At 71.9% G+C, this 26,984-nt stretch carries 22 protein-coding genes, 1 tRNA gene and 1 pseudogene; 11 read left to right on the forward strand and 13 right to left on the reverse strand.

Annotation, left to right across the window (positions count from 1 at the left end; translation table 11 throughout):
• Positions 1-156: 156 nt before the first annotated feature.
• Complete coding sequence (hppD, locus tag ABZX96_RS27000) at positions 157-1,233, reverse strand: 4-hydroxyphenylpyruvate dioxygenase (protein WP_355549461.1); 1,077 nt, start codon at positions 1,231-1,233, stop codon at positions 157-159.
• Between the two features lie 252 nt (positions 1,234-1,485).
• Between hppD and ABZX96_RS27005 the strand changes: the two genes are divergently transcribed.
• The 5 genes from ABZX96_RS27005 to ABZX96_RS27025 all read left to right on the forward strand — a co-directional run bounded on the left by ABZX96_RS27005 (position 1,486) and on the right by ABZX96_RS27025 (position 6,030).
• The gene (locus tag ABZX96_RS27005; RefSeq protein ID WP_355549375.1) at positions 1,486-1,953 is read left to right on the forward strand and encodes an Lrp/AsnC family transcriptional regulator; all 468 of its coding nucleotides are present in this window, start codon (positions 1,486-1,488) and stop codon (positions 1,951-1,953) included.
• Between the two features lie 16 nt (positions 1,954-1,969).
• Positions 1,970-2,617 (forward strand): ABC transporter permease, encoded by a 648-nt coding sequence (locus ABZX96_RS27010; RefSeq protein ID WP_355549376.1) that lies wholly within the window; start codon positions 1,970-1,972, stop codon positions 2,615-2,617.
• A 112-nt stretch (positions 2,618-2,729) separates the two neighbouring features.
• Positions 2,730-4,007: a betaine/proline/choline family ABC transporter ATP-binding protein gene (locus ABZX96_RS27015; RefSeq protein WP_355549378.1), complete on the forward strand. Its 1,278-nt coding sequence runs from the start codon at positions 2,730-2,732 to the stop codon at positions 4,005-4,007.
• Positions 4,004-4,927 carry an ABC transporter permease gene (locus ABZX96_RS27020; protein ID WP_355549380.1) on the forward strand — a complete coding sequence of 308 codons (924 nt, stop codon included), beginning with the start codon at positions 4,004-4,006 and terminating at the stop codon, positions 4,925-4,927. The genes ABZX96_RS27015 and ABZX96_RS27020 overlap by 4 nt, the downstream gene beginning before the upstream one ends.
• A complete protein-coding gene (locus tag ABZX96_RS27025) occupies positions 4,927-6,030 on the forward strand; it encodes a glycine betaine ABC transporter substrate-binding protein (RefSeq protein ID WP_355549382.1) in 1,104 nt (367 codons plus the stop codon). The genes ABZX96_RS27020 and ABZX96_RS27025 overlap by 1 nt, the downstream gene beginning before the upstream one ends.
• 222 nt (positions 6,031-6,252) lie before the next feature.
• On the opposite strand, the gene ABZX96_RS27030 is transcribed toward ABZX96_RS27025, so the two are convergent.
• From ABZX96_RS27030 to ABZX96_RS27045, 4 genes are all read right to left on the reverse strand, one after another.
• A complete protein-coding gene (locus ABZX96_RS27030; RefSeq protein ID WP_355549384.1) occupies positions 6,253-7,032 on the reverse strand; it encodes a S16 family serine protease in 780 nt (259 codons plus the stop codon).
• 181 nt (positions 7,033-7,213) lie between these two features.
• Entirely contained in the window at positions 7,214-7,855 is a 642-nt protein-coding gene (locus ABZX96_RS27035) for a helix-turn-helix domain-containing protein (protein ID WP_355549386.1), read from the reverse strand.
• A 448-nt stretch (positions 7,856-8,303) separates the two neighbouring features.
• Positions 8,304-10,100 (reverse strand): DEAD/DEAH box helicase, encoded by a 1,797-nt coding sequence (locus tag ABZX96_RS27040; protein WP_355549388.1) that lies wholly within the window; start codon positions 10,098-10,100, stop codon positions 8,304-8,306.
• Positions 10,101-10,759: 659 nt separating this feature from the next.
• Entirely contained in the window at positions 10,760-12,265 is a 1,506-nt protein-coding gene (locus tag ABZX96_RS27045) for an MFS transporter (protein ID WP_355549390.1), read from the reverse strand.
• Between the two features lie 491 nt (positions 12,266-12,756).
• On the opposite strand from ABZX96_RS27045, the gene ABZX96_RS27050 reads away from it, so the two are divergent.
• Both ABZX96_RS27050 and ABZX96_RS27055 read left to right on the forward strand, forming a co-directional pair.
• On the forward strand, positions 12,757-13,095 hold the full coding sequence (locus tag ABZX96_RS27050; RefSeq protein ID WP_355549391.1) for a hypothetical protein: 339 nt from the start codon (positions 12,757-12,759) through the stop codon (positions 13,093-13,095).
• Positions 13,096-13,376: 281 nt separating this feature from the next.
• Positions 13,377-13,448, forward strand: a tRNA-Cys gene (locus tag ABZX96_RS27055).
• Positions 13,449-13,676: 228 nt separating this feature from the next.
• Here the strand turns inward: ABZX96_RS27055 and ABZX96_RS27060 are convergent.
• The 3 genes from ABZX96_RS27060 to ABZX96_RS27070 form a co-directional block, all read right to left on the reverse strand.
• A complete protein-coding gene (locus tag ABZX96_RS27060; protein WP_355549393.1) occupies positions 13,677-14,417 on the reverse strand; it encodes a GntR family transcriptional regulator in 741 nt (246 codons plus the stop codon).
• 215 nt (positions 14,418-14,632) lie between these two features.
• Complete coding sequence (locus ABZX96_RS27065; RefSeq protein WP_355549395.1) at positions 14,633-14,815, reverse strand: DUF397 domain-containing protein; 183 nt, start codon at positions 14,813-14,815, stop codon at positions 14,633-14,635.
• On the reverse strand, positions 14,790-15,623 hold the full coding sequence (locus tag ABZX96_RS27070) for a helix-turn-helix transcriptional regulator (RefSeq protein WP_355549397.1): 834 nt from the start codon (positions 15,621-15,623) through the stop codon (positions 14,790-14,792). The genes ABZX96_RS27065 and ABZX96_RS27070 overlap by 26 nt, the downstream gene beginning before the upstream one ends.
• A 242-nt stretch (positions 15,624-15,865) precedes the next feature.
• Between ABZX96_RS27070 and ABZX96_RS27075 the strand changes: the two genes are divergently transcribed.
• The 4 genes from ABZX96_RS27075 to ABZX96_RS27090 all read left to right on the forward strand — a co-directional run bounded on the left by ABZX96_RS27075 (position 15,866) and on the right by ABZX96_RS27090 (position 18,051).
• Complete coding sequence (locus tag ABZX96_RS27075; RefSeq protein WP_355549399.1) at positions 15,866-16,069, forward strand: hypothetical protein; 204 nt, start codon at positions 15,866-15,868, stop codon at positions 16,067-16,069.
• A 207-nt stretch (positions 16,070-16,276) separates the two neighbouring features.
• A complete protein-coding gene (locus ABZX96_RS27080) occupies positions 16,277-16,462 on the forward strand; it encodes a hypothetical protein (RefSeq protein ID WP_355549401.1) in 186 nt (61 codons plus the stop codon).
• Positions 16,463-16,813: 351 nt separating this feature from the next.
• Positions 16,814-17,017: a hypothetical protein gene (locus ABZX96_RS27085; RefSeq protein WP_355549403.1), complete on the forward strand. Its 204-nt coding sequence runs from the start codon at positions 16,814-16,816 to the stop codon at positions 17,015-17,017.
• On the forward strand, positions 17,017-18,051 hold the full coding sequence (locus ABZX96_RS27090; protein WP_355549405.1) for a serine hydrolase domain-containing protein: 1,035 nt from the start codon (positions 17,017-17,019) through the stop codon (positions 18,049-18,051). The genes ABZX96_RS27085 and ABZX96_RS27090 overlap by 1 nt, the downstream gene beginning before the upstream one ends.
• Before the next feature lie 198 nt (positions 18,052-18,249).
• Here the strand turns inward: ABZX96_RS27090 and ABZX96_RS27095 are convergent, their stop codons facing one another.
• The 5 genes and pseudogenes from ABZX96_RS27095 to ABZX96_RS27115 form a co-directional block, all read right to left on the reverse strand.
• Positions 18,250-20,592 (reverse strand): xanthine dehydrogenase family protein molybdopterin-binding subunit, encoded by a 2,343-nt coding sequence (locus ABZX96_RS27095; protein ID WP_355549407.1) that lies wholly within the window; start codon positions 20,590-20,592, stop codon positions 18,250-18,252.
• 458 nt (positions 20,593-21,050) lie between these two features.
• Positions 21,051-21,614, reverse strand: a pseudogene (locus ABZX96_RS27100) ((2Fe-2S)-binding protein); the annotation flags it as partial.
• Between the two features lie 1,784 nt (positions 21,615-23,398).
• On the reverse strand, positions 23,399-24,295 hold the full coding sequence (locus ABZX96_RS27105) for an FAD binding domain-containing protein (protein ID WP_355549408.1): 897 nt from the start codon (positions 24,293-24,295) through the stop codon (positions 23,399-23,401).
• Positions 24,296-25,166: 871 nt separating this feature from the next.
• The gene (locus ABZX96_RS27110; protein ID WP_355549410.1) at positions 25,167-26,810 is read right to left on the reverse strand and encodes a beta-N-acetylhexosaminidase; all 1,644 of its coding nucleotides are present in this window, start codon (positions 26,808-26,810) and stop codon (positions 25,167-25,169) included.
• Positions 26,807-26,968 carry a hypothetical protein gene (locus ABZX96_RS27115; protein WP_355549412.1) on the reverse strand — a complete coding sequence of 54 codons (162 nt, stop codon included), beginning with the start codon at positions 26,966-26,968 and terminating at the stop codon, positions 26,807-26,809. Before ABZX96_RS27115 ends, ABZX96_RS27110 begins: the two co-directional genes overlap by 4 nt.
• Between the last annotated feature and the right edge of the window lie 16 nt (positions 26,969-26,984).

The following is a 26,984-nucleotide window of genomic DNA, read 5'->3' on the forward strand; positions in this document are numbered from 1 at the left end:
GCCCCCGCCGGGGTCAGGTCCGGCGGGGGCGGCGGGACGGCGTACGGGATCCCGGCGTGCCCCGAGGCCGCGGGCTCGCAGCCCCGCACCCGGGGCACGCGGGTGATCCGGGAACCCGCCGCCTGCTCGGAGAAGCCCGCTACGAGGCGGAGGCGGTCAGAGGTTCCCGCGCCGCTCCTGCTCGCGCTCGATCGCCTCGAACAGGGCCTTGAAGTTGCCCTTGCCGAAGCCCATCGAGCCGTGCCGCTCGATCATCTCGAAGAAGACGGTCGGGCGGTCCTGGACGGGCTTGGTGAAGATCTGGAGCAGGTAGCCGTCCTCGTCCCGGTCCACCAGGATCTTCAGCTCGCGCAGCGTCTCGACGGGCACCCGGGTCTCGCCGGCCCACTCGCCGAGCGTGTCGTAGTAGGTGTCGGGGGTGTCCAGGAACTCCACGCCCGCCGCGCGCATCGCCCGCACGCTGGCGACGATGTCGTTGGTGGCGAGCGCGATGTGCTGGACGCCGGGGCCGCCGTAGAACTCCAGGTACTCGTCGATCTGCGACTTCTTCTTGGCGATCGCCGGCTCGTTGAGCGGGAACTTCACCTTGCGGGTGCCGTCCGCGACGACCTTGGACATCAGCGCCGAGTACTCGGTGGCGATGTCGTCGCCGACGAACTCCTTCATGTTGGTGAAGCCCATCACCCGGTTGTAGAAGGACACCCACTCGTCCATCTTGCCGAGTTCGACGTTGCCCACGCAGTGGTCGATGGCCTGGAAGCGGCGCGGTCCGGGCTCCACTATCGGCCCGGCGGCGACGAAGCCCGGCAGGTAGGGGCCCTCGTAGTTGGTGCGCTCGACCAGGGTGTGCCGGGTCTTGCCGTACGTGGCGATGACGGCCCGGACGACGACGCCGTGCTCGTCCTTCGTCTCGTAGGGCTCCTCCAGGCCGGTGGCGCCGTGCTCCAGGGCGTACGCGTAGGCGGCGCGGGCGTCGGGGACCTCGATGGCGAGGTCGATGACGCCGTCACCGTGGGCCGCGACGTGGTCGGCGAGGAAACGGCCCCATTCGGTGGTGGGCTTGATGACGGAGACGAAGACGAAACGGGCGCTGCCGGATTCGAGAACGTAACTGGCGGTCTCGCGGCTGCCGTTCTCCGGTCCGGAGTAGGCCACACGGGTCATGCCGAAGGCGGTGGAGTAATAGTGCGCGGCCTGTTTGGCGTTGCCGACGGCGAAGACGACCGCGTCCATTCCCTTGACCGGGAAGGGATCGGCCCGCCGTTCCGGGTGAGGGTGGCCCGGCTCGGTCGTGGTGCCAGAGGTGCCGAGCCCGGTGCTGGGGGTGGGTTCGGTGTTCAGCGTGGTGTCTGCCATGGCCGCAGACTCTCCCTGATCCACAAGGTGCGCAATAGTTCACGTTTTTACTGGGCAACCTGTACACCGAACCGGCGATTCCGTCGGACGATTCGTACAGGATGACCACCCCTCAGGGAAGGACTGCCCATGGCGATCGATCATTTGGACGGACGGCTGCTGGAACTCCTCGCGGAGGAGCCCCGGATCGGCGTCCTGGAGGCGTCCCGGCGGCTCGGCGTGGCGCGCGGCACGGTGCAGGCGCGACTCGACCGGCTCCAGTCCAATGGGGTGATCCGCGGATTCGGGCCCGACGTCGATCCGGCGGCGCTCGGATATCCGGTGACGGCTTTCGCGACGCTGGAGATCAAACAGGGCCAAGGGGCCGATGTCCGTGTCCATTTGGCAACCGTTCCGGAAGTGCTGGAGCTGCATACAACGACCGGACATGGGGACATGCTGTGCAGACTCGTCGCCAGGTCCAACGCGGACCTTCAGCGGGTAATCGACCGCGTTGTAGGTTTTGACGGCATTATGCGGGCCTCGACGGCGATCGTCATGGAAAATCCGGTTCCACTGCGCATCATTCCCCTGGTGAAACAAGCATCGGGGAACTGACCGAGGAGAACGCCGAGTGAGCTTCTGGGAGTACGTCGGCAACCGGCACGCCCAGCTCCTGACGGACACGTTCCAGCACGCCAGCGCGGTATTCCAGTGCATGGTGATCGCCACCGTGCTCGGGGTCGCCCTCGGCGTGCTCACCTATCGCAGCGAATGGGCGGGCAATCTCGCGACGGCGAGCACCGCGACGATCCTGACGATCCCGTCCCTCGCGCTGATCGGCCTGCTCATCCCCATCGTCGGCCTCGGTGTCGCGCCGACCGTCATCGCCCTGACGCTGTACGGGCTCCTCCCCATCGTGCGTAACGCGATCGTAGGTCTGCGCGGGGTGGACGCCGATCTGCTGGACGCGGCCCGCGGCATCGGCATGTCGCGGGCGGCCCGGCTGTTCCGGGTGGAGCTGCCGCTGGCGTGGCCGCCCATCCTGACCGGCATCCGGGTCTCCACGCAGATGCTGATGGGCATCGCGGCCATCGCCGCCTACGCCTCCGGGCCCGGCCTGGGCAACGAGATCTTCCGCGGCATCGCCTCTTTGGGCAGTGCCAACGCGCTCAACCAGGTGCTTTCCGGGACGCTCGGGATCGTCCTGCTCGCTCTCCTCTTCGACGCCGTGTACGTCCTGATCGGACGCCTGACCATCTCCAGGGGGATCCGTGCCTGACCGCTCCACCTCCGGACCGTCCGGGTCCGTTCCCTCCGGCCCAACCGGCCCGTCCGGATCCGTTCCCTCCGTTCCCTCCGGCCCGTCCGGATCCGCTCCCTCCGGCAGCACCGTGGCCGGAATCGGCGCGCTCTCCGGCACCCGCACGGCCTCCGGCGCGGTCTCCGGCGCCGGTATCCGGCTGGAGAACCTCACCAAGCGGTACGCGGGCAGCCCCGGGCCCGCCGTGGACAACGTCACGATGGACATCAGGCCCGGCGAGGTCGTCGTCCTCGTGGGTCCGTCCGGCTGCGGAAAGTCCACCCTGCTCAAGATGATCAACCGGCTGATCGAACCGACCTCCGGGCGCATCCAGATCGGCGAGGAGGACGTCACCGGCATCGACCCGGTCAAACTCCGCCGCAAAGTGGGCTACTCCATTCAGACGTCCGGCCTGTTCCCGCACATGACCGTGGCGCAGAACATCGCCCTCGTACCGAAGATGATCGGCTGGTCGAAGGGCCGGGTCTCCAGCCGCGTCGAGGAGATGCTCGACCTGGTCGGACTGGACCCGGGCGAGTTCCACGGCCGCTACCCGCGCCAGCTCTCCGGCGGGCAGCAGCAGCGGGTGGGCGTGGCCCGGGCGCTGGCCGCCGACCCGCCCGTCCTCCTGATGGACGAGCCGTTCGGCGCGGTCGACCCGATCACCCGCGACCACCTCCAGGACGAGCTGATCCGCCTCCAGCACGAGCTGCACAAGACGATCGTCTTCGTCACCCACGACTTCGACGAGGCCATCAAGCTCGGCGACCGCATCGCCGTGCTGCGCGAACGCTCGCTGATCGCCCAGTTCGACACGCCGGAGGCCATCCTCACCAACCCGGCGGACGACTTCGTGTCCGGGTTCGTCGGCGCCGGGGCCGCGCTCAAACGGCTCAACCTCACCCGGGTGCGCGACGTGGGCATCGTCGACTTCCCGACCGCCGCCGTGGACGACCCCCTCCAGGAGATCTTCGACCTGCTGCGCTCCGGGACCACCAACGAGGTGCTGCTCCTGGACCGCCACCGCCGCCCGTACAAATGGCTGCGCCGCGGCGACCTCACCCTCGCCAAGGGCACGCTCGCCCGCGCCGGGACGCTCGTCCACGACACGGTGACCCGCGACGCGACGCTCCGGGACGCGCTGGAGGCGGTGCTCACCGACAACGCGGGCCGGGTCGCGGTCACCGGGCGGCGCGGCGAGTACATCGGTGTAGTGGACATGGAGACGCTGATGAACAACGTCCACGAGCTGCTGGAGGAAGACCGCTTGGAGGCCATGCAGCACCGGCACGAGCTCGCCGAGGCGCGGGCCCGCCGCACCCGCCAGGCCCAGGAGGGCCTGGGCGGCGCGGGCGGGAGCCTGGCATGAGCCCCGACGCCCGGCCACCCGGCGGCGACGGCCCCGGCCCGCGGCCCTCCGGCGCGCACGAGGCGCCCGGCGGCCCCGGCGTGGCCTTCCGCACCACCACCCACGCCACGCCCGACCCGGACGGCGTCCCGGGGGACTCCCCGAACGGCGCGTCCGCCGTGCCGCTCCCGACCCGGCCGCAGCGCCGCATCACCTGGCGCAAGGTGACGTTCCTGCCGGCCGTCCTGGTGGCCGTGCTGCTCGCCACCTGGCTGTGGTTCCGGGGCGCCGGACTGGACTCCGTCGCCCACCAGGCGGTGGACGACGGCAAAGTGTGGATCGCGGTGCGCCAGCACATCGCGCTGACCGCGCTGTCCACCCTCTTCGTGCTGGTCATCGCCATCCCGCTGGGCATCGCCCTGACCCGGGCGAAGCTGCGCCGCGCCTCGCCCGTCGCGATGGCCCTCGCGAACCTCGGGCAGGCGGTGCCCGCCCTGGGTCTGCTGGTGCTGCTGGTCATCTGGATCGGCATCGGGGGGCGCGCCGCCGTCATCGGCATGGTGATCTACGCGGTGCTGCCGGTGCTGGCCAACACCATCGCCGGCCTCAACGCCATCGACCCGACGCTCACCGAGGCCGCCCGCGGCATCGGCATGTCCTCGCTCGGCGTCCTGGGCCGGGTCGAACTCCCGCTGGCCGTCCCGCTGATCCTCGCGGGCGTCCGCAACGCGCTGGTCCTGAACGTCGGCACCGCCACGCTCGCCACCTTCGGCGGCGGCGGCGGGCTCGGCGACCTGATCTCGGCGGGCATCATCACGCAGCGGATGCCCGTCCTGATCCTGGGCTCGGTCCTGACGGTGGTCCTGGCCCTGCTGGTCGACTGGCTGGCCTCGCTGGCCGAACTGCTGCTGCGGCCCAGGGGGTTGGAGGGGAGTGAGTGATGGGGGCCAGGAGTGAGGACGGGGCGCCCGCCGGGTGCTCCGCGCGGGCGGTGCGCGGTGCTTACGCGGACGAGGGAACGGGGGCCCGTCCCCGGCGGCGGGCGCGCGGGCGGACGTACGTCCGGGGACACGGCCTGACGGCGGTGGCGCTCGCGGGCGCGCTCGTGGGGGTCGTGGCGCTGAGCGGGTGCGGCCTGGTCAGCGGCAGCCCCATGACGGACGACGTGCGGCCGGGCACGATCGGCCGCGGACTCCCGTTGAAAGGCGCCGAACTGACCGTCACGTCCAAGGAGTTCACCGAGAACATCATCCTCGGCCAGATCATGGGCCTGGCCTTCAAGGCGGCCGGGGCCACGGTCATCGACAAGACCAACATCCAGGGCACCATCGGCGCCCGCGAGGCCGTGAAGACCGGCACCGCCGACGGCATGTACGAGTACACCGGGACGGGCTGGATCACCCACCTCGGCCACGACAAGCCGATAGCGGACCCGAAGAAGCAGTGGGAGGCCGTCCGCGCCGGCGACCGTAAAAACGGCCTGGAGTGGCTGCCGCAGGCCCCCCTCAACAACACCTACGCCCTCGCCCTGAACGCCGACAACCAGCGGAAGCTGGGCGTGAAGACGCTCTCCGACGTCGCCGCGCTCGCCAAGCGGGACCCCGGCGCCGTCACCCTGTGCGTGGAGAACGAGTTCGCCACCCGCAACGACGGCTTCCCCGGCATGGCGAAGGCGTACGGCCTGAAGATCCCGTCCGGCAACATCCGGAAGATGACCGGCGGCGTGGTCTACACCGAGACCGCGCACGAGGGCCGCTGCGTCTTCGGCGAGGTCTTCACCACCGATGGCCGCATCAAGGCCATGGGACTGCGCGTCCTGGAGGACGACCGGCACTTCTTCCCGAACTACAACGCCGCCCCGGAGATGCACGCGGACACCATGAAGAAATACCCGCGGATCGCCGAGGTGCTGGCCCCCATCACCAAGGCGCTGACCGACTCGGTCGCCCAGAACCTCAACGCCAAGGTGGACGTGGACGGCGAGGACCCGCACAAGGTCGCCAAGGACTGGCTGGTGGAGCGGGGGTTCATCGAGGAGGGGTGAGGGGCGCCGGGGGGCGCGGGCCGGGCGTGGGGACGGCGTCGGGCCGCGCTGGGGCCGCGTCCGGGGGCCGAGGCTCGGGCTGCCCGCCGGAACTGGGTTCGGTTCGTCAGGGCGGGCGTCGTTCCTCGGGGCCGCGACCGGAGCCGGGACCGAGGCCGGGCACCGCCCGCGTTCAGGGCCCGGCGCCGCCCGTCAGCGGCCGAGGGCTCAGCGACCGTGGACTCAGCAGCTCGGGACCTTGCCGCCCGCGTTCAGGGCCTTGAGCGCATCCACGGCGCCGGCGAGCGTGGTGACGGGGATCAGGCGGACGCCGTCCGGCCGCCCGGCCTCGGCGTCCGCGCACTCGCCCTTGGGGACGAGGAAGACCGAGGCGCCGTCCCGGCCCGCTGCCTGGATCTTCAGGGCGACCCCGCCGACCACGCCGACCTTGCCGTCCGGGGTGATGGCGCCGGTGCCCGCGATCGTCCGGCCACCGGTCAGGTCCTTGCCCCGGCCGTCGCCGGCCACCTTGTCGACGACGCCGAGCGCGAACATCAGGCCGGCGCTCGGGCCGCCGATCTTCTCCAGGCGCATATCGACCTTCGCGCCCTTGGCCCGGTCCCCGAGGTAGGCGAGCGCGGCCTGGGTGGCGGTGCTCTGGGACTGGCGCATGTCCCGCATGTTGTGCTCCGCGACCTGCTGCTCGTTGTCGCCGACCGGATAGACCGAGTCCCGCGGCATGACGGCCTGGTCGGAGGCGAACCAGCCCTTGACCACGTCCGTGAAGTGCGCGGAGACCTTCGGGCCGGTCGCCACGATGGCCGTCATGCGCATCTGCCCGCTGGTCTCGCGGGTGGGCACGCCACTGATCGTGATCACCTGCTTGCCCTTGTCGGCACCCAGGACGTTCGCCGTCGAACCGGGGTACGCGAGCGTGAACGGCAGCGGGGCGAACGCCGCGGCGGCGAGCAGCGCGACGACGAGGACGGAGCACACCATCAGGGCACGGACGCGAGAAGACACCCCGCCACCCTAATTGACCTCCCCGGGACGCGACCCGCGGGCGGGGCCGTCCACCGCCGAGCCTCCCGGCGACACACCCTCGTCACGGAGCACCGCCCCCAAGGGCGCGCGAGCACGCTCCCGTCACGGAGCACCGCCCCCAAGGACGCGAACACGCTCCCGTCGTACGCCGCGCCCCCGCTCACCGCAGCGCTTCGGACACCTCGCGGGCCGCGTCGACCACCCGGGGGCCGACCCGCTCGGGCACGGTGTCCGCGAGCATCACCACGCCCACGCTCCCCTCGATGCCGGTGACGCCCAGCAGCGGCGCGGCGGCCCCGCTCGCCCCGGCCTCCAGCTCCCCGTGCGTCAGCGCGAGCCCGGCGTCCTCGATCCGCCCTTGGCGGGCCTTGAGGATGGCCCGACCTGCGGCCCCGCGATCGAGCGGGTGGCGGAACCCGGCCCGGTAGGCGACGTGGTAGTCGGTCCAGGTGGGCTCGACGACGGCCACGGCCAGCGCGTCCGTGCCGTCCACCAGGGTGAGGTGCGCGGTGGCCCCGATGTCCTCGGCGAGCGAGCGCAGCGCGGGCAGCGCGGCCTCCCGCACCAGCGGGTGCACCTGACGGCTCAGGCGCAGCACGCCGAGGCCCACGCGGGCCCGGCCGCCGATGTCGCGGCGTACGAGGGCGTGCTGCTCCAGTGTCGCGAGCAGGCGGTACACCACGGTCCGGTTGACGCCGAGCTTGTTGGACAGCTCGGTCACGGTCAGGCCGTGGTCGGTGTCGGCGAGCAGTTTCAGGACACGCAGTCCTCGGTCGAGCGTCTGGGAGGTTTCCGCGGTCACGACGCCCCCTCCTCGGGTGAGTGGCGGCTCGTCGCGCACCTCGCGCTGCCCGTCCCGGAGCAGCGCGCGCGCAAGAGGCCGCCGGCCGCTTGGCTCCGGCTGCGCTCCGCGGCGGCGCTGCCACGGGGCGTGTGCGTCACCGGACAGTAGCGAGCCAGTCCGATGAGCGGAAGAGTCCGTCCAGAATCCGGTCTCCGGCGCCCGGAATATCCCTTCCACGTCCGCCGACCGTGCCCCGACTCGCCCGGTATGGCCCGCGTTTGGGCCTCGGACGGCCTGCGTCTTCACCGGTCGGTACGCCGGGCGCGTACGGGGGCGCACGGGTCCCCGCGTGCGCCTTGTGACGGAGGGTGAAAGGCTCGAAGGGCGGCGTCCGTTTTCCGGACACCGCCCTTCGGAACGGGTGAGCCATCAGGCGCCGAGGGGGCCTACCACGAGGAGGCGCCCGTCACCGCATCCGCGTCGCCCACTCCCGGACCTTCCTGATCCGCTCGTTGAGCTGCCCGGCCGTGGCCTCCGCGCTCGGCGGGCCGCCGCACACCCGGCGCAGCTCCGTATGAATCACGCCGTGCGGCTTGCCGCTCTGATGCACGTACGCGCCCACCAGCGTGTTGAGCTGCTTGCGCAGCTCCAGCAGCTCCTTGTGCGTGACCACCGGCCGCCGCTCGGCGGGCAGTTCGAGCAGGTCGGCCTCGCTGTCCGGCTTCTTGCGGCTGTGCGCGATCTGCCGGGCCTGCCGCTTCTGGAGCAGCATCTGCACCTGGTCGGGCTCCAGCAGGCCGGGGATGCCGAGGTAGTCCTGCTCCTCCTCGCTGCCCGCGTGGGCCTGCATCCCGAACTCGGCGCCGTCGTAGAGCACCCGGTCGAAGACCGCCTCGGACTCCAGCGCCTCGAAGGAGAACTGCTCCTGCTCGCCGGTGTCCTCGTCCTGCTGCTTGTTGGCCTCGTCCATCTCCTTCTCGGACTCGGCGTAGGGGTCCTCATCGCCGTCCTTCTTGGGCTTGTCGAGGACGTGGTCCCGCTCGACCTCCATCTCGTTCGCGAACCCGAGCAGCATGGGGACGGTCGGCAGGAAGACGGACGCCGTCTCGCCGCGTTTGCGGGAGCGCACGAAGCGGCCCACGGCCTGCGCGAAGAACAGCGGCGTGGAGATCGTCGTCGCGTACACGCCGACCGCCAGCCGCGGCACGTCCACGCCCTCGGACACCATCCGGACGGCGACCATCCACCGGTCGTCCGAGCGCGAGAAGTCGTCGATGCGCTGCGAGGCGCCGCTGTCGTCGGAGAGGACGAGGGTCGGGCCCTCGCCGGTGATCTCGCGGATCAGCTTGGCGTACGCGCGGGCCTGCTCCTGGTCGGAGGCGATCACCAGCGCGCCGGCGTCCGGGATGCCCTTGCGGACCTCGGTGAGGCGGCGGTCGGCCGCCCGCAGGACGTTCGGCATCCACTCGCCGCGCGGGTCCAGCGCCGTGCGCCAGGCCTGCGAGACGGCGTCCTTGGTCATCGGCTCGCCCAGCCGGGCCGCGATCTCGTCACCGGCCTTGGTGCGCCAGCGCATGTTGCCGCTGTACGACAGGAAGATCACCGGGCGGACGACGCCGTCGGCCAGCGCGTTCCCGTAACCGTAGGTGTAGTCCGCCGAACTGCGGCGGATGCCGTCGTTGCCCTCCTCATACGTCACGAAGGGGATCGGGTTGGTGTCGGAGCGGAACGGCGTACCCGTCAGCGCGAGCCGCCGGGTGGCCGGCTCGAACGCCTCCAGGCACGCCTCGCCCCAGGACTTCGAGTCACCGGCGTGATGAATCTCATCGAGGATGACGAGGGTCTTGCGCTGCTCGACGCGGTTGCGGTGCAGCATCGGCCGCACGCCCACACCGGCGTACGTCACGGCGACGCCGTGGTACTCGCGGCCCAGCGGGCCCGCGCTGTACTCCGGGTCGAGCTTGATCCCCAGCCGGGCGGCGGCCTCGGCCCACTGCTTCTTCAGGTGCTCGGTCGGTGCGACGACCGTCACCTGCTGCACGACGTGGTGGTGCAGCAGCCAGGAGGCGAGGGTCAGCGCGAACGTGGTCTTGCCCGCGCCGGGCGTCGCCACCGCGAGAAAGTCCCGCGGCTGGGTCTGGATGTACTTGTCCATCGCCCCCTGCTGCCAGGCACGCAGTTTGCTGGCGGTACCCCAGGGCGCGCGGCCCGGGAAGGCGGGGGACAGGTGGTGGTTGTTGGTGGCGCTGGTGGTGGTAGTCACGGTCTCCGTCGGGCGGGTCGGCGAACGGCAACCGCGCAAGGGTAACTCGCCCGCGACGGCCGAGGCGCAGTCGCGGAAGGCGCCCACGGGGGGCGGATCCGGCCATTCGGGGGCGGTGTGCTCGGGGGGTGGTGGGGGTGCCTGGGGTGCGGTGGGGCGGGGGGCCGGGGCGTCGTCGGACGGGGGTCCACGGCCTGATCGGACGGGGGTCCGGGGCATCGTCGGACGGGCGTCCGCAGCCTGATCAGGCAGGTGCCCGGGGCATCATCGGATGGGCGCCCGCAGCCTGATCGGACGGATGTTCGCAGCCTGTTTCCGCAGGGCCTCGGGCGTCGGCCTCGGGGGTGCCCCGGCCCGCTCCCGCCGCCGCCCCGGACACGTTCCCCCCACCGCCCAGGGCCTGTCCCCGCCGCCATCCCGGACGCGTTCTCCCACCACCCAGGGCCTGCCCCCGCCGCCGTCCCCGCACGCGTTCGCTCACTGCCCGGGGCCGACCCCCTCGCCGTCCCCGGACGGTCGCGTTCCCCTGCCGCCCGGAAGCCCGCCCCCATCGCCGTCCCCGGACGCGTTCCCCCACCGCCCGGGACCTGCCCCCGTCCCCGTCCCCGTCCCCGTCCGCTCCCGGCCCCCAGCCCGGCCCGACGGCCTCCCCCACCCCCTCAGACCGGCTGTGCGGCAGCAGCCGCCGCCTTCGGCTTCCGAACCGGGATGCGGGTCGCCACCCAGGCCCCCACCAGAGCCACCGCCGCCATGGCGAAGAACACCACCGCGAAGGCCATGCCGTGCCCGCCGGAACCACCGGAGCCGCCGCCCGCCACCCCGGCCGCGGCCACCGTCCCTCCCCCGAAACCGACGAACAGCAGGCCGCTCACGCCCACGCACGTCACGTTGCCGAGGGCGTCGGACACCTGGAGGGAGGCGGCGTTGCTGCCCGCGTCCTCGGGGCGGGAGAGCTTCAGGAGCAGCACACTGCCGCTGGAGATGTTCAGCCCGATGCCGTATCCGCCGAGGGTCCAGGCGACCGCCACCAGCCACACCGGCATCCCGTCGATCAGCACCAGCGGTACGGCCAGAATGGCCGCGGCCACGAACAGCAGGCCCACGCACATCAGCCGCTCCCGGTACGCCCCGAAGCGCGGCCGGCTCTGCGTGAACGAGCCGAGGGCCCAGGCCAGCCCACCGGCCGTGAGGGACAGCCCGGCGAGCGTCGCCGTCAGGCCGCGCTCGGTGACGAGCATGAGCGGGATGAAGCTCTCGGCGCCGAGCAGCGACCCGGCGGCCAGCCCGCGGATCAGGATGACGGACGGCAGCCCGCGCGCCGCCCGGAAGGTGCCCTTCGGCAGCAGCCGCAGGATGGACGGGACCACGAGCGCCAGCCCGGCCACCGCGGGAATCAGCGAGAGCCAGCTCAGCCCCTGGGCCGCGTACTGAAGGAGCCCGGCACCCGCCGCGACGGCCAGGGCGAGCAGGATGCGGCGCTTGTTCACGGCCGGCGACCCTTCCGCGTCCGGCAGCTTGCGCAGCGCGGGCAGCATGACCAGCAGCGGCAGCAGGATGAGCACCGGTATGGACAGGAAGACCCAGCGCCATCCCAGGTGCTCGGTGACCGTCCCGGCGAGCAGCGGCCCGACGATCACCGGCAGCACCCACGCCGCCGAGAACCCGGCCATCACCGACGGCCGCAACCGGTCCGGATAAGCGCGCCCGACCACGACGTACAGGGCGACGATCACCAGCCCGCCCCCGAGCCCCTGGACCGCACGCCCCGCCACGAAGATCAGCATCTCCCCCGCCGCGCCGGCGATCACCAGCCCGGCGCCGAACGCGGCGATGCCGGTGAACAGCGGCGCGAGCGGCCCCTTGCGGTCGCTCCACTCACCGGACAGGGCCATGGCGAACAGGCTCGCGGTGAAGTACGCGGAGAAGGCGTACGCGTACAGTTCGATGCCGTCCAGGGCCCGGGCGGCCACCGGCATGGCGGTGTTCACGGCGCTGGCCTCGAAGGCGATCAGCGAGACGACCGAGATGATGCCGAGGGTCAGCGCCCGGTAGGGGCGGCTGAGGACACCGCCGCGCTCTTGTTCCTCCTCGGGCTCCGTCCCGGGTGGGGCTACGGCAGGGTCGGCGGGGGCGACGTCGGCGTCGCGTGGGTCCACGGCAGTCATACGGGTCAGAGTAAGAGCCGTAGACACCTCTCACCCCTGTCGCGGGACGGAGATCTTTCTGCGCCCTTCGGCCTACACCGTCCGACCTCGGCCCAGGGACGATGACGCGGAACGGACGGAAATGGCCGGTAACGGCCACACCGGACGGACGGGGGCCCTTCTGGTCCATGCCGGAACGATGCCCAATCCGCCAAATTCCGGACCCCCTCCGCCACTTGACGTACTCCGGGTACAGCCCTAGCCGCCCGCCTCGGACCTGCTGGCTTCGCACGGGCGACCCGGCCGACCGGGTGCCGGGGTGGCATCCGGGACCGACGGGAAGCGGGGCACGCATGGTCCCGTGGCGCCTTCCGCTCCCTCGGACCACCGCTCCAAACCCCCTGATCCGGTTGGCGCTTTCCACCCTGAAAGCACGGGGAACGGTCGCACTAGCGTGGCGCCCGGTGACGGACCGGGGACCGTCCCCGGTCGCAGAACAGGGGGTATCGAACATGGCCAACGCGATCTTCCGCCCGATCTCCAAGATCTTCCGGAACATGGCGTGGACGTCCGGCAACGGCGAGACCCTGCTGCGTCTCCAGGAGGACGGCAACTTCGTCGTCTACCGCAACGGCAAGCCCGCCTGGCAGGCCGAGGGCGTCTACCCGTACGGCGAGTCGGCCGTCATGCAGCAGGACGGCAACCTCGTCGTGTACGACGCCAGCCAGACCGCCGTCTGGGCGTCCAACACCTCCGGCAAGCCCGGTGCCGAACTGGCCATCCAGGATGACGGCAACGTCGTCATCTACTACCAGGGCAAGGCCATCTGGCACACCAACACCGCGGGGTGACCCAGCCCGGCGACCCGGTCCCGCCTCGTCCCGGGTCGCCGGTCCCGGCGTCCGTGGCGGGCGCCTACCCACTCACCCCGCCACGGGCGCACGGGCCCACGACGCAGGCGCCGCCCCCCTGCTCCGCCGCCAACCCCGCTTCATGAAGCCCGTGTTGCAACCACATGGCGGCACCCTCCCACCTCTTGCCGACACCCCCGCCCCACGGCATAAGGTCAGGACATCACCTCGGCGCTTCCCCGCCGGCCCACAAGGGCCCCGGAACGAAGCACCAGGTCGACGGCCGTGTGCCCGAGTGGTTGAGGGGCTCGCCTGCAAAGCGAGTTACGCCGGTTCGATTCCGGTCACGGCCTCTGTTGTACGTCGTCATGAAGGCGGCCCCGGTAGGCATCGGGGCCGCCTTTTGCTGTCCGCTCTCCTCGCCGACCCCAGTCGGCCAGTGCTCCGGGGCCGCTCTGCGCAGTCTCCGTTGCTGACCCCGCTGTACGAGGGCTTTCGCCATGTGCAGGTCCTCGCCTCTCTCGCATAGAACCTGATCAGGGTTCGAGTGCGCTTCCTGAAAGGCCCTACGCATAATCTCGTTACAACTTGTACTCGTAGCCGATCGTCAAAAGAGCGGGCAGGCACCACTCGCCGTACACGATGGCGCCTTCTTTGTCGGACCATTCATGGGCCCCGGCAAGGATGGGTGCGCCGACCGGAATGCCCAGATGCCCGGCCTCGCGATGGTCGGCGGTACGAGCATGTATAGCGTCCCGCCCGCAGCGCACGGTACGACCAGTAGCGCTCTCGATCTGCGACAGCAAATCGTTACCACGCCCTGGATGGCCTGCGACCGGAACCCCTGGTTCCCTGCTGAGCAAATCCGGGACCAGCGGTGCGAATTCCCTCGGGTACCAGTCGACCTCAAGAGCGAGCCGCTGCTTTCCAGCCCCGATGATGTACTCACGCCGCACGACTTGCTCATTCGGCTCCTGATCAAAAAGCTCGGCCACATACAAGGGCGGCACGATGACCTCCGCAGACACCACCCTCTTCGTTTCCCCAGCGCCAAGGATGCTGCCCATGCGGCGAATGCGTTCGAGCCTGTCGGCCGGCGTCGAAACGTTGCGTGCGGCATCAGCAACAAAAGATCCTCGCTGAGTGGTGACGATCCAGCCTTCCGTCCGAAGCCAGCCCATCCCGGCGCGAACGGTGGCCGTGGCCACTCCATGTTCCTCGGACATCTCTCGAACACTCGGAAGTCGCTCGCCAGGAAATAGCACACCGTCTCGAATCTTCTGGCGGTAGGTCTCGGCGATGCGACGATTCGGCGTGGTCATGGGGCGATGCTCGCACAGCAACGCTCGTGTGAGCTAGTTCACATGCAAGCATTGCGCCTGAACTAGTTCAAGTCCTAGTTTCGAGCTAGCACAACCTCGCTCCGGTTTGGTTGATCGCTCGTGGTTGGTGCTGCCACGTATGAACAGGCCGACGGTTCGTCGTCATGAAGGCGGCCCCGGTGAGTACCGGGGCCGCCTTCGCCGTTCCTGGTGCACTACTTTTTCAACGTCGAGACGAACTCCGTCCAAGCCCGGTCAGGGAACCGCAGGATCGGGCCGAAAGGGTTCTTGGAGTCGCGCACGGGGACGAGTCCGGGAATGCCGTCGCAGACTTCAACGCACAGTCCGCCGTCACCGTTGCAGTAGCTGCTTTTACGCCAGGCTGTCAGTTTTGGCATTTTTTCGGTGATCCTCTGCTACGGAGGTGATGAATTCGAGCGAGGTACGAGGCGGGAGGGCGATAGCCCTGGCCCACTCAAAGGATGCTTGGTACTTACGCACCAAGCCTTGGTCTTCCACGAGCTGCCCTGAGTACGCGCTCTCAAGGTATGCGGCTGGAGGGTCTTCCGCAAAGCCGAAAAGCGCCAGTTGACCTGTGCTCGTAAGGGCATGTACCCCTTCTTTGACCTGGAGCACCTGGATCACCGCGCGCCTTCCGTGCGCAACATCTACGGCGTGTGCCAGCTGCTCCGACATCACCGCGGATGAGCCGATGGGTGCGGTGAGGACCAATTCGTGGATAATCATCCACAGAAGAGGCACTTTCTCGCTTTCGAGAATGTTCGCTGATCGATCAAGCCGAGCGCGGACGTTCGTTGCCGTATCCTCCGGTGACTGGTTCGGGGCGGCTGCTTGCATGAGCGCCGTCGCGTACCCCTCTGTCTGCAATAGACCTGGCAAGACGACACCCGCGTACTCACAGATGGACGTGGCCTCCCCGAGGAGCACGGCGGCCTGCTTGGCGTAGTCGGGCACGTCGGCGTGCTTGGCAATCGTGATCGCCATACGTTCGAACAGGCCGTCGGTCTTCAGCACGAGGTCAAACGCTCGCGCCAACGGCGGCTGTGCGCGACGCACGCCCGATTCGATCTGGCAGATGAAGGCCCCGCTGACGTGCGTGAGGGACCCAAGTGCCTGCTGGGTGAGTCCGGCTTCTTCTCGCCGGTGCTTGAGTTCCTGCCGGAAAATCTCTTCTGGCCCCGCCATATCCAGCCCCCTGCCACTAACCGCTCGTCGCGTTATGGACAGCTCCACTTCATCGTGGCACCGGCCTTTCGCCCGAGGAATGCCCGTAGCTTCACTCGTACGAGTGCGTAACCTCTTGCCGTCGTCGGCATGTGCCCATACCTGCGTATGCCAAGGAACAGTTGACTTTGCTAGTGCGCGGCCCCTCCCCCTGCGGCCCACCTCGCCGTTTGCTTCATGTGGGACAGAGAGGAGGCGGTGAGGTGACCTACCGCGAAGGTGTGTACGTCGTGAACACCGCGACGGGGCTGGTCGGTGAAGTCGTCCAGGCCAATGACGAAGCGGATCGCGCGCTCCTGCGGTTCAGCGGTGACCACCACGAGTGGGTAACCGGGCGAAAACTCAGGTTGGCCTCGGCCCATGAGTGCCATCAGGCCGCGCACGAAGCAGCAGGGCGACAGCCGTGATCAGCGGCTGGGTCTTGGACACCGTGACCGGTTCCGTAGGCCGCGTAATAGGCCGAACGCGGGCGCTCCTGGTGATCGAGGGCCCAAGCAACGAAGCGGGTAAACGCCGTGGCTGGCAATGGCTCGCTTCCCCGTTCTCACTCCGCCCGGCAACACCGGCGGAATGCGCCGAGTTCTCGACACCGACACCACAAAGGGGTGGTTCACATGGCGCACGCGGCGTTCTACACCGGGAAGGACCTGGACGCCTGGCTGTACGAAGCAAAGCCGGTACCCGGATGTCAGATCTGCCAGGAACAGTGGGACGCCCGGCAGGAGGCTTTCGCGGAACACGACACCTGGGCGGCGTTCGCGGCGAGCCAGGCAATCCGGCGACATCCCCGGCACCAGTGATCGGGGCCAACTGCTCATGATGACCGACCTATTCGGCGGGGAATGGCACGGCACCGTCTACTACGTGCCCGCCTCTCACGTCATTCCGCCTTGCCCGTTCCCCTGCTCGGTGTGCTGGTCGGCGGGACGCCAAAGGCCGGCCGGGAAAGCGTCCCCCGGCGACCGGCGGGACACCGGATCACCCCCGGCAGAGCAGCCCGTCCACACCCCACCGCCTCGTATGAACAGGCCGACGGGCCCTGAAGCAGCTCCCCTTACCCCCTGAGGGGAGCCCACCCAAATCCGCCCTCCATCAGGAAGGAGGTGGCAATGCGCCACTGACAACCGCATAGAAGAGCCCGACACCGGAGCATGCCTGCTACACAGGTGTCGGGCTCTTCCCATCGCGGCAGCCTGCGACATCCGGGCGGTGACGCGCTGCCGATCGCCGCCCTCGCCGCCGACGGCACCTCTACGATCCGCGGCATGTTCCGTCTCCGGCGCGGCTACGGCCACCTGCTGGCCAACCTCACCACGCTGGGAGCCGACATCATCCACATTCCGGAGGCCCCCTGATGCCCGTACCGTTCCCCGCCGCGGACACCGCCCGGCTCCACGAAACCCTCGCCACCCTGGTCGATGACGGCGGCACTCCGGGCGGTGTCATCGTCTGCGGCACCGCCGACGGCCGGCGGCGTGTCCTGACGGCCGGCATCGTGGCCCCCGAGTGCGGCGACGCGTCCCCGGCCACGGACACGACGTACGACATCGCCTCCCTGACGAAGGTCGTCGCCACCTGGCCCCTGGTCGGCCGGGCCCTCGACGCCGGGCTTCTGGATCTGGACGCGCCGGTGCGAGACGTGCTGCCACCGATGGCCGGTGAAACGCCCAGCGGTGACGCTACCGTCCGGCAACTGCTGACGCACACCGCCGGTCTGCGGGCCTCCACCCGCCTGGACCTTTACCGAGGCGCCGAGGCCCAATTGCACGAACTCCTGTGCAGGGAGCCGCTGGAAGGACAACCCGGTCGGCACCGGTACGTCAACCGCGGCTACATCCTGCTCGGCCTGGCACTGGCCCACATCCACGCCACGCCCCTGGACGTGCTGGCACACGAGCTGTGGACCGACCTGCGCATGGGAAGCACCCGCTACGGACCCGTCACCCGGGCCCGGGACGTCGCCCCTACCGAACAGCGCGTCCCCGGCGCACCGCGGATCTGGGGTGCCGCCCACGACGACAACGCCGCTCTGATGGGCGGTATCGCGGGTCACGCGGGCGTCTTCTCCACGCCCAACGACCTCGCCACCTACGCCCTCAGTCTGATCACCGCCTTCACGGGCAAAAGCGGTGCTCTGGACCGGTGGCTACGGGCCGCTCTGATCCCGCACGCACCGATCGAGCCGGGTCTGCACCGCGGCCTGTCCTGGGTCCTCGCCGACGGGGGACGCGTCGCCTACCACCACGGCTTCACCGGAACCAGCCTCTACCTGGCGCCCGACACCGGCCGCTACCTGGTGATCTGCACCAATGCCGTCTACCACGGCCCGGCCCGCGCCCGCCTCGCACCGCTCCGGGCCCTCGCTCTGAAAACCGTCTCGGCGACCTGACACCCGGAGGACCACGATGGGGAGCTGCCGGCCGACCGCACCACCCCTGCGTCTGGGAGGCCCTGCCAACCGGATGATGGCCCTCCGAGGACAAGAAGCCACCACCAGCCCACGTCCCGAACCGGTGCGGACCCCTGCGGCGCCGACGGTTCGCCCACAGGCTGAGGGCGGTCCCGTCAGCTGACGAAACCGCTCCCGCTACCGCCCCTGCTCCGCCCCCACCGGCACCACCACCGCCGCCTGCGGCCGAATAGGCAGCCGGTTGACCGGCCGCCCCGTCGCCGCCCGGACCGCCGCGGCGACCGCCGCCGGGGAGGTGACGACCGGAACGGCGCTCGCGGGCTTGGCGCCGAAGGGGGCCACGACGTCCCGCTCCTCGACGAGTTTGACGATGCGGATGTCGGGGGCGTCGAGGGCCGTGGGGAGGGGGTAACCCGTGAGGTCGGGGCGGCGGATTCGGCCTCGGGTGGTGCGGAGGTTTTCTGTGAGGGCGGCGCCCAGGCCCTGGGTGATGCCTGCCTCGATGCGGGTGTGGAGTTGGCGGGGGTTCAGGACGCGGCCGACGTCCTGGGCGACCGTCATGTCCACGACGCGGACGGTGCCGAGTTCGACGTCCACGTCCGCGACGCAGCGGACCGCGCAGAAGGCCATGCCGACGAACGCGTCGCCCTGGCCGTCGCCGGCGAGCGGTTCGGTGGGGTGGGGGCGGCACTGGGCGGTGGCCCACAGTTCCTTGCCGTCGAGCGCTTCGGCGACGGTGGTGCTCAGGACACCGTCGTAGGAAGTGATTTTTCCGTCGGTGATCTGGAGGAGTTCGGTGGACATGCCGAACTTGTGCGCCAGGGGCTGGAGGAGCTGGGTGCGCACCATCTTGGCGGCGCGTTCCACGGCCCCGCCCGAGACCCACGTGTGCCGGCCGTGGCAGGCGGGTCCGGCGGGCGGCTGGTCGGTGTCCACGCCGGCGACGTGGACCTCGTCGATGCCCAGGGTCTCCTGGACGATCTGCCGGGCGAGGGTGCTGAAGCCCGAACCGGTCTCCACCGCCGCGCAGATGACGGTGGCGACCGAGCCGCTGACCTTGACCGTGGCCGTGGACACCTCGTCGGTGCCCTCGGCCCCGAGGACGTGCACCATGCCCAGCGCGTAGCCCACGCCGCGCCGGACGGCGGACGGCTCGCCCGCGCCCTCCGGGCCGCCCGGGAGGAGCCAGTCCGCCTCCGGCGCGTCCTTGGGGAGTTCCGGCAGCGGCGCGTCCTTCACGGCGCGCAGCAGCTCGGCCACCGGGGCCGGGCAGGTGACGGTCTGGCCGGTGGGGAGCAGGTCGCCGGTGGCCATGACGTTGCGCAGGCGCAGTTCGGCGGGGTCGAGGCCGAGTTCGGCCGCGAGCTTGTCCATCTGGCCCTCGTACGCGGCGCAGACCTGGAGGGCGCCCTCGCCGCGCAGGTGGCCGGAGGGCGGGTTGTTCGTCCGTACGGCCCAGCCCTCCACGAAGGCGTGCGGGACGACGTACGGGCCGCAGGCGAAGGAGACGGCGGCGGCGAGGGCGTCGGAGGAGGTGTCCGCGTACGCGCCCGCGTCCATCAGGATCTGCGCCTCCACCTTGACCAGCTTGCCCTCGGCGTCGGCGTGGTGGCGGTAGCGCAGGAGGGTCGGGTGGCGGTGGGCGTGACTGAGGAAGGACTCCTCGCGGGTCGCCGCGTACTTGACGGGGCAGCCGGTGCGCAGCGCCAGGAGGCCCAGGGCCAGTTGGATGCCCGGGTCCTCGCGGTCGGCGGTGGCGCCGGGGACGCCGGTGACGACGACCTTGACGCGCTCGGGCGGCAGCCGGAAGCAGGCGGCGGCCAGGTCGCGGTCGCCGTGCGGGTCGGTGGACGCGGTGTAGATCTCCACGCCGCCGTCCGGGCGCGGCACCGCGAGCCCGGCCTCGGCTCCGATGGGCGCGGGGTCCTGGCGCCCGATGCGGTACAGGCCCTCGACGACGACCTCGCCGGTGGCCTCCGGGTCGCCGAAGCGGAGCGGGATGTGCCGGATCAGGTTGCCGTCCGGGTGCAGCGGTTCGGCCTCGAAGGCGAGCTGCGGGTCGGTGACCGGCTCCAGGACCTCGTACTCGACGGCGATGGCCGCCGCCGCCAGGCGCGCCGTGTCGGGGTGGTCGGCGGCGACGGCGGCGATCGGCTCGCCGTGGTGGCGCACCTCGTCGCGGGCGAAGACCGGGCGGTCGGCGATGCCCCGGCCGTACCCGGCGTCGCCCGGCACGTCCGCGTGCGTGATGACGGCCCGCACGCCGGGCATCTCCGCGGCGTGCTTGGTGTCGACGGACAGCACGCGGGCGCGCGGGTGCGGCGAGCGCAGGATCGCGGCCCACAGCAGGCCGTCGGCCCACAGGTCGGACGCGTACGGGAAGGTGCCCTGCGTCTTGGCCGGGGCGTCGGCGGACGGCAGGGAGACGCCGATGCCGTGCGGCGCGGGCTCGGCGGCGGGAGCCGGGGCCGGGACACCCGCCTCGGGGGTGGTGGTGGCGCCGTCGGTCGAGCCGGTCATGCGGTGCCTCCCGTCTGCGGGTCGGCGCCCGAGGGCGGGGCGTGCGGGGACGGGGCGTTCGGGTCGAACGCGGCCGGGTCGTACGGGGTGGGGTCGTACGCCGCCGTCGCCGTGGGGTCGTAGGCGGCCTGGGCGTAGGGCGCCTGGTCGGGGTAGGGGTAGGCCGCCGGGTCGGGGGGTGTTCCCGGGGCGTGCGTCGCCGTTTCCGCGTCGTAGGGCGTGGCGGGGTCGTAGGCGGGCTGGTGGAGGGGGTCCGTGGTGTAGGTGTTCGGGTCGTACGAGGACGATTCCTGGGGGGCGTACGCACCTTGAGTGGACGCGTCGCCCGGGAGGCCCGCGTCCGCGTCCGCGTAGTCGGTCCCGTACGCGCCGCCTTGCGTGGTTCCGTCCGGGACGCCCGGGTCCGCGAAGCCGGCCTCGTGCGCGTCCGGTGCGGTCGGCTCGGCGGGCGGGTCGGTGGGGCCCGCCTGGTGGGGGATGCGGGCACCCGTGTCGGACGCCGCGGCCTCGGCCTCCGCCTCGGCGGCCTCGGCCGCCTCCTCGCGTCCCCGGACGACCTCGTCGACCGCGTCGAGCACGCCGCGGTACCCCGAGCAGCGGCACAGGTTGCCGCACAGCGCCTGGCGCGCCTCCAGCTCGGTCGGGGCGTGGTTGCCCTCCAGCAGGTCGTGGATGGTCATCGCCATGCCCGGAATACAGAAACCGCACTGCACGGCGCCGGACGCCACCAGCGCCCGCTGGACGTCGGACGGCACCCCGTCCTTGGCCAGGCCCTCCACCGTCCGCACCTCGCTGCCCGCGGCGGTCGCGGCGGGCACCAGGCACGACGCGACCAGCCTGCCGTCCACCTGGACGGAACAGGCGCCGCACTCGCCCTGCGAACAGCCGTCCTTGGCCCCGGCCAGCCCCAGCCGCTCACGGAGCACGTAGAGCAGGGACTCGCCGATCCAGGCGTCGGTGACGGGGCAGTCGACGCCGTTGACGCGCAGCACGTAGGAGAAGTGCGGGTGCTCGTCGTGCGGCTCGGTGGGGAAGGCGTCCGTGGGGAGGGCGTCCTCCGGTCCGGTGCTGGGCTCGGCGGGCGCACGGCCTGCCTCCGCGTCCCGCTGCTGCCGGGGGGCGGGGACCGCGGCGGCGGCCACGGGGGCCTCGTCCGGGGAGGGGAGGGCGGTGTCGCGAGTGGTGTCGGAAGTGGTGTCGGGGGTGCTGTCCGTGTCCTCGGTGGTGTCGTTCTGGGGGAACGGGGCGGCCTGGGCCGGTGCCGGGGCGGGCTCCGGGGGCATGGCGGCGTCCGGCGCCGGGTCGTCGGCAGGCGCAGCGTCCATGGGCGCGTGGGCAGCCGAGCCGCCCATGTCGAACGCGGCGGGGTCGGCGGTCTCGTAACCGGCGGCGGGGGTGCCGTGCGCGGGAGTGCCGTGCGCCGGAGTGCCGTGCGCCGGAGTGCCGTGCGCCGGAGTGCCGTGCGCGGGGGTGGAGTCGTATGACGGGGGGGCCGCGTGTTCCGGTGTCCCGTGCGGCGACGCCGCGTCTGCGGACGGTTCGTGGCCGGGCGTTCCGGGGTCGTACGCGTCCCGCAGCGGCATGCCGCGCCCGAGCGTCCCATGGCCGGACGCGTCGTGATCGGGCGTGTCGTGGGCGGGTGCGTCGTGGGCGGGTGCGTCGTGGGCGGGTGCGTCGTGGGCGGGCGCGTCGTGATCGGGCGCGTTATGACCGGACGCGTCGTGGGCGGGGTTCTCCGGCTCTGTTGCCTCGTGTCCGGGGGGCTGATGCGCCGTCAGGGAATCGTCCGTCACAGCAGGGCGAGAGACCTCCTGGTCCCCCGCCGCGCGCCGCTGCGTCGGGAACTCGTGTCCCGCGAGCTGACCGGCACCGGCGTGATCGAACGGCGCGTGGCCCGCGTCCGTCCCTCCTCGGTCCGTGCCCCCGCGGTCCATGCCCACCTCGCCCGGGCCCGGCTGTTCCGGAACGCCGTGGCCCGCGTGGGGCGCCTGGTGGTCGGCATAGTCGGTGCGGTCGGGGTGGTCGGGGTGGTCGCCCAGACGCGTGTGCCCTGCGTGTCCCGTGTGCTCCGCGTACTCCGGTCCGGCCTGGTGTGCCGGTTCGGGGTGTGCGGGGCCGGGGTGCGTGGAGTCCTGGTTCGGGTCCCAGTGACCGGACGCGCCGACGCCGCCCGGGGCGTAGCCGCCCGTGCCGTAGCCGTCCCCGTAGGTGCCGCCGTACACGGACCCGTACGGGGCGTGCGTGCCCGCGCGGTCGTCGCCGACCAGGTATTCGCCGGACTCCTCCAGCGCCTCGTCCGTCGTGGGGACGGACCACTGGCCGGTCGAGCCGGTGCCGTTGCCGCCCGCGTCCGGCCACGCCACCGGCGTCCCGGCCTGCGCCTGCGCCGGGTCGGCCGCGGGGGCGTGCGGATCCGCGGAGGGGTGAAGGTCCGCAGGGGCCTCAGCGGACGCGTCGGTGAACGGCGTCGTCCACGGGCCGTGCGCCGACTCGTCGGCGGGTGCCGAGGGTTCGTACGGGGAGTGCGCCGAGAAGGAGGCCGGTGGCGTGTAGCCGTGGCCAGGGGCGGCGAGGGGGTCGGCGGTCCAGGTCCCGGCGTCGGGCGCGGACGGGGTGCCGGGCGCGCCGGACCGGCCGCCGAAGGAGTCCGCGGTGAACCCCTCCGGCAACTGGACGAAGGCCGTCGCGTCCGACTCGTACTCGGCGCCCTGCGGCAGCGGCTGCCACCCGTGGTGGGGCTCGTGACGCGTCTCGTGTCGGGGCTCGTGACGGGGCTGCTGCGGCTGTTGCGGATCCGGTGCGTCGCTCACGAGAGCACCCTCCCAAGTGCTCGGCGGGCCAGGGCTGCCACCGTACGGCGCAGGTGCAGCGCGGCCGGCGGCAGGGTCTGTGGTTCCGAGCCGTCCTGCGGCGGCGCCGGGTCGGGGACGCAGGCGGCGGCGACGTACTCGCCGAAGGCCGCCAGCGCCTCCGGGACGAGGGTCCGCTCGCCGTCCCAGTCGATCAGCGAGGCCACCCAGTGCTCGGCCTCCAGCGGACGCAGCGGCATGACGGCCACCGCGCCGACCGCGCAGCGCACCTGGCGGCGCGCCGGGTCCAGCACGAGGGCGACCGAGGCGGTGGCCCGGCCGGGGCCGGTGCGGCCGGTGGCCTTCAGGAACGTCTGGGGCGCGTGCAGCAGCGGCACCCGTACGTAGCCGACGAGTTCGCCGGGGCGCAGCATCTCGCGGCCGGCCAGCAGGTGGCCGACCGGGATCTCCCGGCGGGAGCCACCGGGCCCGGCGATGATCAGGGTCGCTTCGAGGGCGGCGAGCACGGGCAGCGTGTCGCCGGTCGGGGCGCAGGTGACGATGTTGCCGCCGAGCGTCCCGGCGTTGCGGACCTGCGGGGGTCCGGCCGCGCGGGCGGCGGCGGCGAGGCCGGGGATCAGCGCGGCGAAGTCGGGGCGGCCCATGCGGGCGTGGGTGAGCCCGGCGCCGAGGAGGGCGTGGCCGTCCTGGTACTGCCAGCCGCGGATTTCGCTGATCCGGCCCAGGCCCACCAGGGCCGCGGGTCTGAGCAGCCCGGAGTTGACGGCGGCCATCAGGTCCGTGCCGCCGGCGACCGGTACGGCGGCGGGCATGGCGCCGAGCGCCGCCACCGCCTCGTCCAGCGAGGCCGGCAACGTCACCGTCTGCGACGCCTGCGGTGCGTGCGTGGTCAACCCAGCTGCCCCTTCCCCGGTGTCCCGGCTGTTCCGCTGCGCCGTACGGTACGTGCTCCCGGGCCGGACGTGGCAACTCTGGCACATCCGGGCGGGCCCCCGGCGAGAGGGTCCGGGAACCGCGCGCCGGGGACCGGTCCGGCCGGTTCCGCGTGCGGACGGGATCGGTCCCGGGCGGATGGGGGACGCCTCCGGACCGGCCGACACGCACCCATCCCGGCCGACTCCACACGCGGATCGGAGCGCTTTCGGACGGGCGGGGGCGCCTGCGGACCGGCCGACACACACCCATCCCGGCCGACTCCACACGCGGATCGGAGCACTTCCGGACGGGCGGGGGGGGCGCCTCCGGACCGGCCGACACGCACCCATTCCGGCCGACTTCGCACACGAACCGAACCGCTCCCGGGCGGATGGGGGACGCCCGGGAGCGGCCGGTGCATACCGGCCTGACCGGGTCATACCGGCCCGGCCGGGTCCGCGTACTTCAGGGCAAGGCGGGATCAGCCCGGCACGGCGCGCCGGACATCCCCGGCACAACGCGCCTAACCCCGCCGGGCACGCAGGTTCCGGGGGCAGAACAGGAACGCCCCGGGCATGCCGCGAACCCCGCCTGACTCGCGCCCCCAGGGACGAGCCAGGGCCCCCTGGGGCGCCGCCCTCCCCCCGTTCACAGCCGGGCCCGCACCCCCAGGACGAGGCAGAACCCCGGAAGACGCGCGAACCCGGGCACAACGCCCCCGTCCCGGCCGGGCCCGCGTCCTCCGGGGACGAGGCAGCCCCCGAAGGACAACACTCGAACCGGCCCCGAGGCACAACGCCACAACGCGCCCCGGGGCCACAGAGCGACCCCCGCTCCCGGGGGCCCATCTCACACGTTCGGCGGCGCCCCCTCGATCGGACGTCCGAGCAGCCCGGGGCGCTTGTGCCAGGGGCGGGGGCCGCCGGGCGGGCGGTGGTCGACCCCGAGGGCGGCCAGGCGGGCGTAATGGGCGGTCATCCGGCGTTCGAAACCCGTGAAGTCGCGGGCGTCGGGGGCGGGCAGGGCCGACCACGCGACCTCCGCGAACGCCGCGAGCCGGGGGAAGACCTGGTAGTCGACGCGGGAGACGGACTCCATGACCTCCGTCCAGACGTTGGCCTGCGTGCCCAGGACGTGGGCGGCCTGGTCGTCCGTCAGCTCCGGCGGCACCGGCTCGAAGCGGTAGACGTCCTCCAGGGTGCGCACGTAGCCGATGGGGACGGGCTCGTCGGGGCCGCCGTCCTGGCGGTGGTCGAGGTAGACCTGCTGCTCGGGGCACATGATCACGTCGTGGCCGGTCTTGGCGGCGGCGATGCCGCCCGCGTAGCCGCGCCAGGAGGAGACGGTGGCGCCCTCGGCGAGGCCGCCCTCCAGGATCTCGTCCCAGCCGACCAGGCGCCGCCCGCGGGCGGTCAGCCAGCGGTCGAAGTGCCGGATGAACCAGCTCTGCAGCCCGTCCTCGTCCCCCACCCCCAGCTCGGCGATGCGGGCCTGGGCCGTGGGAGACGCCTTCCACTGGTCCTTGGGGCACTCGTCGCCGCCGATGTGGACGAAGGTGGAGGGGAAGAGGGCGAGCACCTCCTCGAAGACGTTCTCGTAGAAGCGCAGGGTGGCCTCGGTGGGGGCGAGGACGTTGGGGTTGACGCCCCAGGTGTCCCAGACCTTCAGGGCGGTGGTGTCGACGACGTCGGTGTTGCCGAGTTCGGGGTACGCGGCGATGGCGGCCTGCGAGTGGCCCGGGATGTCGATCTCGGGGACGACGGTGATGTGCCGCCGGGCGGCGTAGGCGACGATCTCCCGCACGTCGTCCTGGGTGTAGAAGCCGCCGTGCGGGCGCTCGTCCCACAGCGGGGAGGCCCGGTGGCCGAGCTTGGTCCGCTCCCTCCAGGCGCCCACTTCGGTCAGTTTCGGGTAGCGCTTGATCTCGATGCGCCAGCCCTGGTCGTCGGTGAGGTGGAGGTGGAGGACGTTGAGCTTGTGGGCGGCGAGCAGGTCGAGGTAGCGCAGCACCGCCTCCTTGGGGAGGAAGTGCCGGGCGACGTCGAGCATCATGCCGCGCCAGGAGAAGCGGGGCGCGTCCTGGATCCGTACGGCCGGGACGGCGACGGGCGCGTCCGGGTGCAGCGGCGCCCGCCGGAACGCGTCCGGGCCGAGGAGCTGGCGCAGCGTCTGCGCGCCCCAGAAGACGCCCGCCGCGTCGCCTCCGGTGACGCGGATGCCGCCGCCGGTGGTGTCGAGCCGGTAGCCCTCGGCGGGGAGGTCCGGGTCGAGGTCCAGGGTGATGGTGCCCGGGGCGTCCGCCGGGCCCGGGGCGAGCGGCAGGTCCAGCGCCGCGCCGAGCGTGTCGCGCAGCCAGCGGGCCGTGCGTTCGGTGCCCGGGGCGGCGGCGAGGGCCGTGCCGTCGGAGAGGACGACGCCCGCGCCGCCGCGCTCCCACGCGGTGTCCCCCGGTGCCGGGATCAGTCCGGGGTCGTCGGCTGTGGTGGATGTCATCGCTGTGCCTCCCGCTGTGTGGGGTCCGTGTCCGTGTCCATGCCCGTGTCCATGTCCATGCCCGTGTCCATGCCCGTGTCCGTGCCCATGTCCATGCCCGTACCCGGGTCCATGCCCGTGCCCGTACCCGGGTTGCTTCGCGTTTCCGCGTCCGTCATGGCGTCCGTCCGTCCT

Source organism: Streptomyces sp. NPDC003077 (assembly GCF_040611095.1).
Taxonomy (GTDB): domain Bacteria; phylum Actinomycetota; class Actinomycetes; order Streptomycetales; family Streptomycetaceae; genus Streptomyces.